Raw genomic sequence first — 13,623 nt, 5'->3', positions numbered from 1 at the left:
CAGCCTTGCGCACAGGAGTCCCGCGAAAGGATCGAGGTGTGCGATGAGTGTCGATGTGCGACGTGCCGGCCAACCGGAAACCCACGAGGAGCCGGTGCAACCGCGTGCCCTGCTGCCCACCGACGATTCGTTCTTCGACGCCCCCGACGACGTGGCGTCGCTGACGCCCGGTGAGGTCATCCGCTCCCGTCAGGTCGAGCTCAAGGACTTCTGGGCGTCGCACCACCAGAGTCAGGCGTGGCAGTTGCTGTACCGCTCCACCGACCTCAACGGGGTCGCCGGAGTGGCCGCCACCACGATCGTGCTGCCCCGGAAGCCTGCTCCGCACGGCCGGTTCATGTTGCTGTCGTTCCAGTGCGCCATCGACGCCGTCACGTCGGCATGCTTCCCGTCCTACGCACTGCGCAAGGGTACGGGCGCCACGCACGCGATCGCGCCGTTCGAGTTCCTCGTGGTGCGTCGTGCGCTCGCCAAGGGCTGGGCCGTCACGATCCCCGACCATGAGGGCATGCTCGGCGCGTGGGGCGCACCGCGCGAACCCGGATACCGCACCCTCGACGGCATCCGCGCGACCATCAACTTCGCCGGCAAGCGACTCGAGCCGAACACACCCGTCGGTTTGTGGGGCTACTCCGGTGGCGGCATGGCCACCGCGTGGGCGGCGGAGATGGCCCCGACTTATGCGCCGGAGCTCAACCTGATCGGCGCGGTCCTCGGATCTCCGGTCGGCGACATGGCGTCGGCATTGTTGCGTCTCAACGGTGGTTTCCACGCCGGCCTGCCGCTGATGGTGATGGCCGGTCTGCGCCGGGTGTATCCGGCGTTGGACGCGGCCTTCGAGGCACACCTCACCGAGACGGGTCGGCGCGACCTCGCCGCGATCTCCGAGATGGGGACCGTCGACGCGCTGCGCGAGTTCCGTAACCACGACATCGGCGACGACATCGACATCCCGATCGCCGACTTCCTCGCCCAGCCCGAGATCGTCGAGATGATGACCGACCTCGGACTCGGCTCCCACGAACCCACCATTCCGCTGCTCGTCATCCAGGCCGTCCACGACGAGGTGATCGGCATCAACGACATCGACGAGCTGACCGCGAACTACCGTGACTACGGCGTACCGGTCACCTACATCCGCGACCAACTCAGCGAACACTTCACCCTGCTCCCGTTCTCGGGTCCCCTCGCCGTGAAATGGTTGTCGCATCGACTCGAGGGCCGTCCCGCACGTGACCGCACCGTCACTTCACTTGTGGGGCAGCCACGTCCACGGTTCATGCGCACCCGTCGACGGGCACCACTCGCCGGTGGAGCCGAACCGTCACTCGCCGCATCGTCCGCTGGTCGAGCCGGTCCGGAGCGATAGCGGAGGACCGTGTCGAGGCCCCCGTAACCCGACGCCGAAACTCAACCCGCCAGTCCAGGAACCTCGGATTCGAGTCGCGCCCGTACGCCGAGAGCGGCCTGCACTGAGTCGCGAATCGCGGTCGCGAGTTTTGACAATGTCGGCTCGGACAGCTGCAGGAGATCCACCGACACATCCGAGCCGGGTGCGGCGAGTCCCTCGTCACGTACGACATCCCAAGCCTGATACGAGGGTGGCACGATGCCACCGAGGTTGATGACATCGGCAACGATGGCGCGCACGGAAGTGACGTCGACACCGGGCGCCCGGTCGACGTAGACCGAGGTTTCGGCGCTACTCATCACGGCCCCACGATACCGCGTCACCACTACCCATGAATATCAGGATCTCGCGGAGGCTGCGGCCGGAGACTCTCACGACGTTGGCGACCGCTCTGGTCGCGGTTGTGAGGTCGAGCGGGGTGCCGCTGGCGTCGAGCACTACGCGGTCTGTCTTCAGCGCTGCTCTGCGAATCTGCTTGTAAACCGCGTTCTCTGTTCCGACGGAGGTGCTCTTGATCTCCACCGGCAGACCGTCCACGAGTGCGTCGGCATCGGGAAGTTCGCTGGTGTCGTCGATCGACAGCACCCGAAACCCAAGGACGCGCAGCCTTTCCGCCGTGCGTCGTTCGCTACGTTGGAAGTGACGATCGGCGTCGACTTCAGGGGCAACGCGCTGCTCTTCGTAATACCGGGCCGCTGTCTTTCTCAAAGGGCGATCGAGGCCACCGGGTTTGTCGACGATCGTCAACTGGGGGAGCTCATCAAATAGGATGGCGCTGCCTCCAATCGATGTGAGCTATGCCCCTGAAGGGCTGGTCACCGCACGATCTTCTCGTCATCTCAGATCATCAGCCCCCACCTCAATCCTGTTGTCCCGCAACGTACCCATGTCATCGGCGAGGAACTCGACGCGGGTAACACCGACGGTGCATGTCCGCCGAACGTGGTGATGCCCGCAGATCTGCAGGCGTGGCCGCAGCGCACTGCGTGCCACCCCGACGATGGCCGCAGATTCCTGTGCGTACGCGAGCGCCCGCGGTGACCACATCGGCGCACGGGAGGCCGGGTACAGATTCAGCTCCGTGATGGCGTCATCAGGAGCGTCATGGGTGATGAAGACGTCGACGTCGCGACCTTCCACCTGCCCGATCGAGGACTCCACATCGTCGGCAGTGGGTGATTCCTCCGGCCACCAACTGACGCCTGCACGACGCTGGTCCCGGTCGATGCTGTTGGCGCCGGCGAGGCTAGCGAAGACCGCACCATCCCACTCCCAGACATTCGTGCGCTTCGCGACCCGGATGCTCGGATGTCGACGAGACCTCAGGAAGCCGTCGGCGTCGACACTGGAGAATCCGAAAGTCTTGTCGCCGAGCGTAAGTCCCGGCCAGTACTCGTGGTTCCCGGGGATGACGTAGAGGGTGCGGTCACCGAGCCGTTCGGCGACGGTACGTAGGTACCGTTGCCCGGAGGATCCCGACCACAATCCGAAATCGCCGACGTGGATCAGCCGGGCATCATCGTCGGCCGGCGCGGCGTCGAGGGCGTCGGCGGCGAACAGGGCATTGCCATGCCAGTCGCCGAACGCGATGAGCGTCACCACAGCCGGTATGTGGTTGTGGTGACCTCGAAACCGTGCTGTGTGGAACGGGTTTCGCAGCGCACTCCAGCGGCAGGCGTCGGGGTTACGGAAGCGGCGACGCGTGCAACCGCGACCCCAGAGAATCGTTGCGTCATCGAAGCGGATCCTTCCAACCGTTGAAGTGCGGTGTCACTGAGGACGTCAGTATGCCCGGCAGCTACGACAGTTCTCGTTGCCGAGGAGTTCCGACGAGGCCGAGGGCAATACGGTGCGGGCGGTTGATGCAGCCGGACATCCTTGTCGGACCTCTGGCATAGGGTCAACGACATATCGGTTGAGAGGACGGGGCGATGACGATGAGTTCACGGGCGATGGGTCGACGGTGGTCGAGGATCATTCTCTGCGTGGCGCTGCTGGGCGCAGTACCGCTCGGGGCGGCGTGTAGTGACGCCGACGCCGCGCAGACCTCCACGGTTGCGGGTTCGGCCACGGTGAGTTCCCTGGCGGCGAGTTCGACGGCAACGGTCGTCGACGTGGACCCGGCCGACTATCAACAGTCAGGCCAGCCGGGGTACTACCACTGGTCTTACGGCACGTCCCCGCTACGCGAATGTGCGATCTACCCGGGCGAGAACGGCGCGCCGACCCTGTTGTGCGCGGCCACATTTCCGCCCGGAACCCCGGATATGACCAACGACGTGTTCACCGGACCGCCCAACAGTGTCGTCCTCGCGGGTGAGAAGGTGGAGAACTACCTACAGCCGGAATGGGGCCCGACGACGCCGAAGCCGTTGCCCGTCGGACACCGGATCACCGTCTCCGGGCTGTCCTGCACGACGCTCGCCGAGGACTCCACCGAATGTCATTCGCTGGCAGCAGGATTCCGCATTGAGGCAGGAGCCGTGGTGGAGCGACACGACGGGTGAGGGGTGTTGGTCGACTGGGCTGCCAGCCGTGACCGGGTGAACCTACACATCGCGGTGATGGCCGGCTGAAGCCGATTCAGGCGGGTGCGGGTCGAATCGTCGTTGGGAATTTCCCAACGGCAGCGTACGGTGGAACGGGTGAACGACATGACCGCGATCGGCGACAGGATTCGCGAGCACATGCCGGCCGGGATGAGTCAACGTCAGCTTGCAGAACGTGCGGGTATGACACCCGACGCACTGTCCCGCGCCCTCAACGGGCAGCGTGGGCTGTCAAGTATCGAGGTCGCGCGGATCGCCGAAGTCCTGGGCGCTGATACACATTGGCTGATCACGGGTACGCCCGACCCGTTCCGGGTGGACATTGCGGCCCGGCACGCGTGGGATGCGCAGACCCGCACCCGCACGAATGCCGGTCGCGGCGAGGACCAGGCCGCGCTGGACAAGGTTGTCGATGTCTACCGCGCAGCCTTTCCGCGTGGCGCCGCGGCGTCGAAACAGCTTCCGCGATCGCCGACGATCATGCGGGAGCGTCTCGGCGAGGACTTCGTGTTCACGTTTGTCGAGAATGTCGAGCGTTCGTTGGAAGTGGACGTCATTCGGATTCCCGGGCTCAGCACCGATTACTCGTTGCGACTCGGCGATCGGGGCATCATTGTTCTGGCGAGCATGTCGAGTTGGTTTCGAAGCAATTGGTCACTGGCACATGAGCTGGGCCATCTGGCGCTTGGCCATCACGACCGACGGACGGCACAGCGGCCCAGGAGCGACAGCGACGAGAGGGCGGCGAACGCGTACGCATCGCAGCTCTTGATTCCTGCGGTGGCAATGGACCGCGTCGCCGCGGCTGCCGATGAACACGAAGTGGCGTCAATCGTCTGGCAACTCGGTGTCTCGACCGAATCGCTGAGAAACCGGGTCGACACGTCGCGAATCGCTTTCGATGCTTCAATTGCGCAGGCTATCAACAAATCCACGCTTCGGCTGATGCGTGATAATCCGACCGCGGTACCGCGTGGCGACGCATACGGTGATCCGGTCGCCGCGCGTGAGCGGGCGTCGTCGGCGCGATACTTTCCGCTGTCGCTCCTGGCTGCGCTTCGCGAGCAGACCATGATCGGGGCGGCGTCACCGGTGCACCTGGCGTGGGCACTCGACGTTCCGATCGATGATCTGGACTTTCCCGAACCTGACGACGACGCGGACGCCTTGCGATACGCAGCAATGGTGAGTGAAGCGGTGGGGCAGTCGGCCGGAACGACACTGTCGCCGGGCCCTGATACGTGAATTCTTTGACGTGGCGCGAGATCGCCACGAGGTCCGACGCTGTGTGCCTTCAACAATTCACGTGTACAACGGATCGACCGCGCACACCAGGGGGTCGAAAGCTGCCGCACCCCAGGCGATGGGAGTGGGAGGCACAGAGCTACCTACGGTCGGCATCTCAGGTCCTCAAGAGTGGCGACGTCCTTCTGGTGGGCGAGAATGGCGTTACGATCTCGGCGTGCGCCCACATGAAGCTCACGCCGATCGATGACAGTCTGGAGGTCTTCATTGCCGTTGCCGCCGTGAATATTTCGATTCGCGGGCACGGTGGTGCCGTCGCTGATGAACTACTAAGTCGTTGCATTGATGCCGGGAGAAAACGTGCCTCCGAGATGGGCCGGGCACGTCTCGTTGTCACGGGCAACATCCATGTTGAGAACTTTCCGAGTCAACGCATGGTCATTCGCGCCGGACTCGAACCAGTGGGCCTGCCGGTCGGCGACTACCAGAGGTGGAGGCTCGTACTCGCGCTCCGGTGAGCCTTGTTCGCGTGGTACAGCAGCCTGTTCGGCGGCACCGTTCGCGACGAAGTTCAGGCCGACGACAGCGGCGTCGAAGTCGGCACAGCCGCCGCGAGAAGTGCCGCACCTCTCGCACATACAAGTTCCGGCTCCTTCGGCGTGACGACTGCGCAGTCGAACCGTTCACTGACAACCGCGGCCAGCAGTGGAAAGTCGGGAGCGCCACCGATCAAGACGACGTGATCGGGTGTCCGTCCCGCCGGCGCACATCGCTGCAGCGCGTCCACGACCTCGACGACCTGTGGGCGGGCGAGACCGTAGAGATCGTCGAGGGTGATCACCACGTCGTGATGCTCGAGGCCGCGACGTCCCGGAGTCTCGATGTCGAGATGAGTGGCCATGCTGTGCAACGAGATCCGAACCTCAGCGCATCGCGCGCGAACCTGGGCACGCAGCGCCGGATGGGCCGGCACCGGATACCCGGAGCGAGACGCCTTGGCCAGAACACGACGCTCGAGCCGATCGTCGAGGTCGGCCACGCCGATACCGGGGAAACTGTGCGCGGTGACGGTGCTGAGATGACCGGAGTGCGGTCGGCGCGCGTACCCGACCACCGCTGAGGACCCACGGAGGTCGCACACGGCGACGCCATGTGACTCGTCGAGTCCGGTGGTGTGATCGATCCACTCGAGAGCCGCGTCGAAATCCGGTGCGAGAAGCGCGCGTTGACCGTGGAGCCCGGCGTGGACGAGCGCTCGATGAAACGATGACACCTGTGCCACAGTCCAATACGCCGGATGTGCGATGAGAACGCGGGAGGCGTGGGAGTGCACGGAGTCCTCGACGGCCGCGACGATCTGCGCGATGAGTGCTCCGGCCAGATCGTCGGCGAGACGGGCCGGTCCGCCCGACGATGTGGACAGTGGGCGCGGATCGCCGAGGTGGTCGAGGAAGTGACGGTAGATTCCGTCCTGTCGGCCGCGCCCGGGCAGTGTCGGCGATGATTCGGCGGGCCACCGGACTGCGACGGGGAAGATCTGGTGGGATTCGTGGAATGCGCTACCCCCGGGCGACGGGTCATCGCTGACGACGGCCAGCACCCGGTCGGTCTGAAGATGAAGTCCGAGAACGATACTCATGGGAACCTCCGCGGTCATGCCTCTGTGCGTAGGTCGGCCCGGGAGGGTCTACCACATCTCAGTGTGAGCCCCTGACATGGGGAAATGCTGATGGCTGGATGTGGGATCGGTAACAGTAGGGCAGCGGTCGGTCGTGCCGGCGGCCGGGGCATCAATCCCACAGAATTTGCGGTCCGGACAGAGCCTCCCCGCATCGACCGGTGCGCAGCCTGGACAGGTCATTCGGTCCCACTGATCGCACGGCCGGCCAGACGGACGCCCGTGACGCGTGCAGAGGACAGGCGTCACGGTCACGCGCGGTTGAAACCGCAGTCGAAATCGCCGGACACCAACTCCGCACGGTAATCGCACTCGCCGCAGACGTAGGAGGTTGCGTCGCCCATGGCGTCACGCTCCGCGGCCACGATCGCCGAATGGTGGGATCGGCGTGCAGCATTGCAACCGACACGTGCCCGGCACGTCTGCCACCTCGACGACCTCAGCCCCAGACGATATCGATACGGCCCAGTGGCGCCACTTGTCTCGCCGCATACCAGACCGGTGTCGACGGCGGCTGCGTCGAATACAGCCCATGCGCGGCCGACGCCACGCGGTCGTACTGACTGGGCCAGTGGATCGCCTGCGCCAGTTCGGCGAGGACGTCGCGGCCACGCCCAAGCGCACGGGTGACGTGATCGGGGTCCGGCAACAGGTCGGACTTGTTGCCGTTGCAACTCGGGCAGGCCAGGACCAGATTCGTGAGTCCGTCGATGCCGACACGTGACCACGGCAGGACGTGGTCGACGTGCCGGCGCGCCCGCAGGTGGCTGTGGCAGTAGAAGCAGTCGTTGCCGAAGTGCTCGCCGAGGATGCGGGCCGGGCGTTGCAGTGAGACGCGGTCGGCGCCGAACAAGTGGTGCGCGAGGTCGGGCCCCTCGTCGAGGAGTTGCTTGTTCATCCGCCGCACGTCGTCGACCCACGCCAGCTGGAAGGCCGGCTTCACCAGCGGTGCCAGGCGTGCGAGGGTGTGGCAGACACCGGGGAACAGTTCGATGCAGTTGCCGTGGGCCTCGATGACGGCATCCGACGGATGGCCGAGCCACGAGTCGTCGTAGAGGAAACACTCGTGCGGGCCGGTGCCGACCTTCTGAAGCAGCTTGAGTGGGAGTTCTACAAGCTTCTTCTTGATGGCGAGATGTGAGCGGCCATAGATGTCCGGAGCATCGGTGGCAGCGGTGTCGAAAGGAACATCTCGGAGGGACGGTGATGCAACTGCGGAGCGGAGCTTGAGCGTCTCGCTGAGAATGAAACTGTTTCCGGTGTTGGACTGGCGGAGAATGTGGCCGTCGAGGGGACGAGTCTGTCGCCAGTACATGTCCATCAGACGACGTGCGAAGAGGTTGAGGTCAACCGTGATTGCCGCGTCCGGATCATCCGTGACCAACTCGACGGCCAGATCGAGGAGCGTCACCATGACAGCAAGCTTGTACGTCGTGCTGCGCTGACCTTCCTCCAAGACCGCGACCAGGCGTTGGCCGAGGGTCAATGGATCAGTGAAGGACATGGGCAAAGTGTAGGGAGTGCGGCGGGGTTCCGAGCGTGCACGCCGATCCTTCGACTCGGGTGGAGTCGGCAACCTCGGAGACACCCGCGTCCACGGGTCGATGATCCGATGCAGTAGGTAGGCGGACAACTCGGCCATGGGCACCCTGCCGCCGCGCCTGCCTCCTCAGAGGATTGCGAACCAGCAGACCTCACCGGTGTCGGGGAGATGGTCGAGGTAGTCGACGGCCGGACGGATGCGCAGCATCACGTCGTGTGTCGCGCCGGGCCATCCTCGGAAAGGAACCGTGTCGGAGGATGTGAGGTCACCGGCGGCGACGCCGCGGTCGAGGAGGTCACCGACCAGATCGAACATGAACTGCCGCCGGCTTCGAGTGCCGCCCGCCCTGAGTGGGCCGCGGCATAGCCGACGATGGGGGAGAATCCAAGCCAATCGGTGCGAGCGTAGTCGATAGGCAGCTCAGTTCGCGCTCGTAGGCGGATGCCAGGTCACCGTCCACGACGCGCTGCCCTCGCCGCGAAATCATCGAGTGCGCCGAGCACGTCGTTGGCCTGCCACATTCGATTCCGGTTGAAACCGGTGAACTCCTGCAGCACCCCGGCGTCCACCAGCGGGGTGGGTTAGTGTTCAAGTCTGAAAATGGTTGCACGTATTAATGATTCAGGAGGTGCTCATGGCTCGTGACCGCGACTGGTCTCGATCCGAGGTCGAACTCTGCGTGGCAGACTATCTACAGATGTTGACTCTGCAGTTGAATGGACAGACCTTCAACAAGAAGAAGCGCGCCGTCGAGCTGGCTCAGCATCTTGACGATCGGACCCGGGCGTCCGTTGAATTCAAGCACTGCAATATCAGTGCAGTGATGACCGAGCTAGGTTATCCCCTCGTCGTGGGTTACAAACCCCTGGTCAATTACCAAAGACTCCTCATCGATGTGATCGAGCAGCAACTGGATGCGAATGCGCCGGTCCACGACGCTGTTCAGGCTGCGGTTCAGCGACCAGCCATTCCCATCGACATCGTCTTCGACAAGAACATATGGGTTGAGGCACCACCGCCGGGTCAAGACCCTGCAGGCCGCAGTGCGATACTCGATAACTTCAGTCCAGTCCGACGAGATTACCTGGCACAGGAAGCGAGAAACCGATCTCTCGGTAGAGCCGGAGAGCTTTATGTGGCCGAACTCGAGGCTCGGCGCCTTCACGAGGCAGGAGCGAAGTCCTTGAGTGAACGCGTCGAGCATGTCTCTGAATCACAGGGCGACGGACTTGGATACGATATCCTGTCCTTCGAGACGTCCGGGAGAGAAAAACTCATCGAGGTCAAGACGACCGCATTTGACAAATTCACTCCCTTCTACGTGACCCGCAATGAATTGGCCAGGTCTGAAAGCGATCCAAATATCTATCATTTGTATCGAGTATTCGACTTTCGAGAGAGTCCTCGTTTGTTCGAATTGCCCGGGAAGATCGGTAGGAACTGCCGACTCGATATCGCAACATACTTGGCGAGGGTTGGGTGAGGTTGTCAGATCATCCCTCAGCATGGCTGATGGTCGTTCCACCCGACACGAGACCCCAGGCGAACCGGGCAGAGAAGCCCCATGGTCTGTTCTGGCATTCTGGTTGGCTCGTGGCCGAGCGTGATCGAAGGCAGCTTGTGGTCGAAACATCGCCCGGTCGTCGCAGCATTGCTGATCGGCGGGTTGACCCGGAGGTTTCGACGGGTGACTTCGTCCGGGCCGCTCGTTAGAGTTCGGATGTGGGCGAGTCAAGGGCGAACGTATTGGTAGCAGAGCTGCAAGCAGGGGTACCGGAGGTCGGCCAGCTCGTGCGGGTCCGAGGAGCCAACTGGGCCGTCACGGATGTTCACCAGCAAAGCTTCGGCCGTTCCTCCGCTGACGATGCGATAGCGCAGTTGCAGCACGAGGTCGCGCTTCAGTGCGTTGACGAAGACCGTCTCGGCCACGAACTTCGCGTCGTCTGGGAGATCGAACCCGGCCGCAGCACGCTCAGCCACCAGGGCCTCCCTGAGCGCATCGATCCGACGAAGTTCGACGATCCCAACAGGCTGGCGGCGTTCATCGACGCACTGCGTTGGGGTGCAATCACCAGCGCCGACGACGGCACCGTTCAAGCCCCCTTTCGGTCGGGTGCCAACGTCGAGCCGTACCAGCTCACCCCGCTGAAGCGCGCACTCGCGAGTCCGCGCGTGAACCTGCTCCTCGCCGATGACGTGGGGTTGGGCAAGACAATCGAGGCCGGACTGGTGATCCAAGAGATGCTTCTGCGTCATCGTGCTCGGAACGTGATCATCGTGTGTCCGGCTGGCCTGGCCATCAAGTGGCAGGATGAGATGCGCGAGAAGTTCGGGCTCGACTTCACTGTCGTGAATTCCGAGACGATGAAGGCGGTCCGGAGGTCACACGGAATCCACGCCAATCCCTTTACGCTATTCCCCCGCATCATCGTGTCGATGTCGTGGCTCCCTGGTGCGCGTGCGCAGCGGCAACTCCGAGATGCTCTGGCGAGTAAGCAATCTCGATACGTGTACGACATCCTGGTTGTGGATGAGGCCCACCACGTGGCGCCGAGCAGTCCGACACGCACCGATAAGATAGGCCGTGAGCGGCGAGGATACGCGATCGACTCCCAGCGGACGCGAGCAGTAAGAGAGCTCGCCGGGCGGTCGGAGCATCGGCTGTTCCTTACCGCCACCCCCCACAACGGCTATACGGAGTCCTTCGCGGCGCTGCTGGAGATGATCGACCCCCAACGATTCGTTCGTGGCACCTCCATCGATCCAGTGGCCCTGCGTGAAGTGGCGATCCGGCGGCTGAAGCATGACCTGAAGGAGGCAAAAGGCTTCGTCGACCGTAAAGTCCTGCGACTGCCGTACACGCCCACCGTCTCTGAGTCGGAGGCGTACGACCGATTGCTCGCGTTCACTCGTCGACGGGACAGAGCCGTCGCGAAATCCGGTTCGAGCAGGTCCGCGAAGGACTTGGCGACGTTGCTGCTCAAGAAGCGGTTCTTCTCGTCGCCCGTCGCCTTCGCGCAAACTGTCGATGTCTACCTGGACACGAGAATGAGCGGGCTGGACGTGAACTTCGATGCCGCTTATGACGAGATCTTCGGCGCTGATGCTGATGAACTCGAGGAAGGGCTTGTCGATCAGCCCGAGCTCGAGGCGCTCCGCGAAGCAAAGCGATCACTGCCGGAGCTCAGTGACGACGACATCGCTGATCTGGAATGGCTGAGCGAATGGGGGCACAGCTACGAGGCGAAGGTGGATTCGCGACTCGAAGCGCTTCTCCGCGATATCGAGGGGGTACTTCGTTCGCACGGCGACTGGAACAATGAGCGGTTAGTGGTTTTCACCGAGTATGTGGACACGCTGCGGTGGATCAAGGAGATCTTCCGTCAGCAGGGATACGAAGACGGCCGGGTGGACGTCATCGACGGCGCTACCGATGCCGAGGCCCGGGAGCTGATTCGAGCGCGCTTCAACGAAGACCCCACAAAGACTCCCGTCCGTATTCTGCTTGCCACCGATGCAGCTGGCGAGGGCATCGATCTCCAGAACTACTGCCATCGACTCGTCAATTTCGATATCCCGTTCAACCCCAACCGGTTGGAGCAACGTATCGGTCGAATCGATCGATACGGGCAAACGCAGTCACCCGAGATCCAACACTTCGTGCCGGTCGAAGGTGGTGGCTCGGCCCTGAGTGAAGACATGGACCTGCTGGGGCGAGTCGCGACCAAAGTTGACCAGATCATGCGTGACTTAGGATCGGCCAACGAGATCATCGCACCGGACATCCAGCGACAATTCGGTGCACTGGTCACTGAGAAGCCGAAGTCGAAAGCGGAGAAGGATCCAATCATCGGCATGATGCGCGGCGAAAAGGTCCTCAACGAGGAACTAGCGACGCTGGAGAACGATCTGGCCGACAGCCGAGATCGATTGCACCTGAGGCCGGAGAATCTCCAGCGCGTTGTCGAGACCGCACTCGAGTTGAATCAACTTCCTCCGCTTGAACCCGTCGGATCGCAAGACACCGACGTACCAGTGTTTCGCTTGCCCGATCTCGACTCGTCCTGGGAGCAGGTGACGCGCGGCCTCTACACGCGATTGGACCCAGATCACGCTCGGGCTGTCGCTTTCGACCCGACGATCCGTCTGCCCAGAGAGAAAGGAGGTGATCCCGACGTTGTGTACATGCATCTCGGTTCACCCCTTCTCCAGCGCTCCACACGGCGACTGCGCGCAGCGCTGTGGGGCGGGGATCGATCGCTCCAGCGCGTCTCCGCAACAGTGGTCCCGGACCTCGACGAGTCATACGTAGTCGCAGTCACGAGGCTCGTTCTGGTCGGGCGCGCAGGGCTGCGACTCCACGAAGAGGTATTCCTTGCCGGCACGCGACTGGCTCGCCGGCAAGCGGTCGGGCAGCACCGCGCGGAGTCTCTGCTGGAGTCAGCGCTGGATCGCTCTGACTTGCCTGCAGTACCTGCGGAACTGGAAAAGCAACTTGCCAATGCATGGAATTCACTCGGCGACAGAGGATTACGTACCAGGGTGGAATCTGCGATCGCTGATCGGGCGCACAGGCGACAACGCGATGTCGAAAAGCAACTCGCCGATCGGAAGGAAGCGGACCGCCGACGAGTCATTGAGATCTTCGATCGATTCAGCACGACGCTTCGTACCTCACTCGACAGCGCCGAAGAGTTGAGCCGCGACCCACAGCTCGCACTTTTCGACGACGAACGACGGCAGAGCGAACGCGATCTCCGAGAGATTCGCAGGCGGATAGACGATCTCGGGGATGAACGTGAACGCGAACTCGCTGCAGTCGACGCCCGTTACAAAGACGTGCACGCGTGGGAATTCCCGGCCGCAGTCATCTTCGCTATCGCTCCCAAAGACATCGAGAACGGACTGACGCTGCGATGACCACAAAAGCCAAGTCACGACACAAGATCGATGTCCATTCCGATTGGCTCGCGCAGGTCGACACGGACGGTCCCTTTCTCGCACTTCCAATCTTGAAAGACATCTGGCCTGACGGTGTGGAGCGATTGGGAGACACCGACGATCGACTCAATGTTTTCAATAATGCGTACGCGCAGTGGCAACGTGCTTTCGATCGATTCAACGCAGACCCCAACACGCCTCAAGCCAGGGCCACCTATGACAAGGTCAATCGGACGTGGATCCAAACAGTCCTCGA

Annotated in this window: 13 protein-coding genes; 7 read left to right on the top strand and 6 right to left on the bottom strand. The window is 63.0% G+C overall.

Going from position 1 to position 13,623, the window contains the following annotated elements; genetic code table 11:
- Nucleotides 1-43: 43 nt before the first annotated feature.
- Nucleotides 44-1,369 carry a lipase family protein gene (locus ABLE92_RS25280; protein WP_348807569.1) on the top strand — a complete coding sequence of 442 codons (1,326 nt, stop codon included), beginning with the start codon at nucleotides 44-46 and terminating at the stop codon, nucleotides 1,367-1,369.
- Nucleotides 1,370-1,410: 41 nt separating this feature from the next.
- Here ABLE92_RS25280 and ABLE92_RS25275 read toward each other — a convergent pair whose 3' ends face one another.
- The 3 genes from ABLE92_RS25275 to ABLE92_RS25265 all read right to left on the bottom strand — a co-directional run bounded on the left by ABLE92_RS25275 (nucleotide 1,411) and on the right by ABLE92_RS25265 (nucleotide 3,010).
- On the bottom strand, nucleotides 1,411-1,710 hold the full coding sequence (locus tag ABLE92_RS25275) for a hypothetical protein (RefSeq protein WP_348807568.1): 300 nt from the start codon (nucleotides 1,708-1,710) through the stop codon (nucleotides 1,411-1,413).
- Nucleotides 1,703-2,158, bottom strand: a complete 456-nt coding sequence (locus tag ABLE92_RS25270; protein WP_348807567.1) for a CdiA C-terminal domain-containing protein — start codon at nucleotides 2,156-2,158, stop codon at nucleotides 1,703-1,705. Before ABLE92_RS25270 ends, ABLE92_RS25275 begins: the two co-directional genes overlap by 8 nt.
- 87 nt (nucleotides 2,159-2,245) lie before the next feature.
- Entirely contained in the window at nucleotides 2,246-3,010 is a 765-nt protein-coding gene (locus ABLE92_RS25265) for a metallophosphoesterase family protein (protein ID WP_348807566.1), read from the bottom strand.
- Between the two features lie 332 nt (nucleotides 3,011-3,342).
- Here ABLE92_RS25265 and ABLE92_RS25260 point away from each other — a divergent pair, with 332 nt between their 5' ends.
- The 3 genes from ABLE92_RS25260 (at nucleotide 3,343) to ABLE92_RS25250 (ending at nucleotide 5,723) form a co-directional block, all read left to right on the top strand.
- Nucleotides 3,343-3,918: a hypothetical protein gene (locus ABLE92_RS25260; RefSeq protein WP_348807565.1), complete on the top strand. Its 576-nt coding sequence runs from the start codon at nucleotides 3,343-3,345 to the stop codon at nucleotides 3,916-3,918.
- A 147-nt stretch (nucleotides 3,919-4,065) separates the two neighbouring features.
- Complete coding sequence (locus ABLE92_RS25255) at nucleotides 4,066-5,205, top strand: helix-turn-helix domain-containing protein (RefSeq protein WP_348807580.1); 1,140 nt, start codon at nucleotides 4,066-4,068, stop codon at nucleotides 5,203-5,205.
- Between the two features lie 227 nt (nucleotides 5,206-5,432).
- Nucleotides 5,433-5,723, top strand: coding sequence for a hypothetical protein (locus tag ABLE92_RS25250; RefSeq protein ID WP_348807564.1), 291 nt, complete (start codon nucleotides 5,433-5,435; stop codon nucleotides 5,721-5,723).
- A 53-nt stretch (nucleotides 5,724-5,776) separates the two neighbouring features.
- Here ABLE92_RS25250 and ABLE92_RS25245 read toward each other — a convergent pair whose 3' ends face one another.
- The 3 genes from ABLE92_RS25245 to ABLE92_RS25235 all read right to left on the bottom strand — a co-directional run bounded on the left by ABLE92_RS25245 (nucleotide 5,777) and on the right by ABLE92_RS25235 (nucleotide 8,741).
- Nucleotides 5,777-6,844 (bottom strand): DUF7159 family protein, encoded by a 1,068-nt coding sequence (locus tag ABLE92_RS25245; protein ID WP_348807563.1) that lies wholly within the window; start codon nucleotides 6,842-6,844, stop codon nucleotides 5,777-5,779.
- 478 nt (nucleotides 6,845-7,322) lie between these two features.
- The gene (locus ABLE92_RS25240; RefSeq protein WP_348807562.1) at nucleotides 7,323-8,387 is read right to left on the bottom strand and encodes an HNH endonuclease; all 1,065 of its coding nucleotides are present in this window, start codon (nucleotides 8,385-8,387) and stop codon (nucleotides 7,323-7,325) included.
- Nucleotides 8,388-8,552: 165 nt separating this feature from the next.
- Entirely contained in the window at nucleotides 8,553-8,741 is a 189-nt protein-coding gene (locus ABLE92_RS25235) for a hypothetical protein (RefSeq protein WP_348807561.1), read from the bottom strand.
- Nucleotides 8,742-9,060: 319 nt separating this feature from the next.
- Between ABLE92_RS25235 and ABLE92_RS25225 the strand changes: the two genes are divergently transcribed.
- The 3 genes from ABLE92_RS25225 to ABLE92_RS25215 form a co-directional block, all read left to right on the top strand.
- Nucleotides 9,061-9,909, top strand: coding sequence for a protein NO VEIN domain-containing protein (locus ABLE92_RS25225; RefSeq protein WP_348807560.1), 849 nt, complete (start codon nucleotides 9,061-9,063; stop codon nucleotides 9,907-9,909).
- Between the two features lie 239 nt (nucleotides 9,910-10,148).
- Nucleotides 10,149-13,346: a DISARM system SNF2-like helicase DrmD gene (drmD, locus tag ABLE92_RS25220; protein WP_348807559.1), complete on the top strand. Its 3,198-nt coding sequence runs from the start codon at nucleotides 10,149-10,151 to the stop codon at nucleotides 13,344-13,346.
- On the top strand, nucleotides 13,343-13,623 hold a 281-nt coding region (locus ABLE92_RS25215), incomplete at its 3' end, for a hypothetical protein (RefSeq protein WP_348807558.1). The genes drmD and ABLE92_RS25215, both read left to right, overlap by 4 nt.

The organism is Gordonia oleivorans, assembly GCF_040044975.1.
GTDB classification, from domain to species: Bacteria; Actinomycetota; Actinomycetes; order Mycobacteriales; family Mycobacteriaceae; genus Gordonia; species Gordonia oleivorans.
This window is presented reverse-complemented; position numbering and strand designations above follow the sequence as displayed.

What these genes read in the sequence shown, in the direction of transcription:
- ABLE92_RS25235 (WP_348807561.1), bottom strand. Translation starts at nt 8,741, where the DNA reads ATGTTCGATCTGGTCGGTGACCTCCTCGACCGCGGCGTCGCCGCCGGT.
- ABLE92_RS25245 (WP_348807563.1), bottom strand. Translation starts at nt 6,844, where the DNA reads ATGAGTATCGTTCTCGGACTTCATCTTCAGACCGACCGGGTGCTGGCC.
- ABLE92_RS25275 (WP_348807568.1), bottom strand. Translation starts at nt 1,710, where the DNA reads ATGAGTAGCGCCGAAACCTCGGTCTACGTCGACCGGGCGCCCGGTGTC.
- ABLE92_RS25250 (WP_348807564.1), top strand. Translation starts at nt 5,433, where the DNA reads ATGAAGCTCACGCCGATCGATGACAGTCTGGAGGTCTTCATTGCCGTT.
- ABLE92_RS25260 (WP_348807565.1), top strand. Translation starts at nt 3,343, where the DNA reads ATGACGATGAGTTCACGGGCGATGGGTCGACGGTGGTCGAGGATCATT.
- ABLE92_RS25240 (WP_348807562.1), bottom strand. Translation starts at nt 8,387, where the DNA reads ATGTCCTTCACTGATCCATTGACCCTCGGCCAACGCCTGGTCGCGGTC.
- ABLE92_RS25225 (WP_348807560.1), top strand. Translation starts at nt 9,061, where the DNA reads ATGGCTCGTGACCGCGACTGGTCTCGATCCGAGGTCGAACTCTGCGTG.
- ABLE92_RS25280 (WP_348807569.1), top strand. Translation starts at nt 44, where the DNA reads ATGAGTGTCGATGTGCGACGTGCCGGCCAACCGGAAACCCACGAGGAG.
- ABLE92_RS25255 (WP_348807580.1), top strand. Translation starts at nt 4,066, where the DNA reads ATGACCGCGATCGGCGACAGGATTCGCGAGCACATGCCGGCCGGGATG.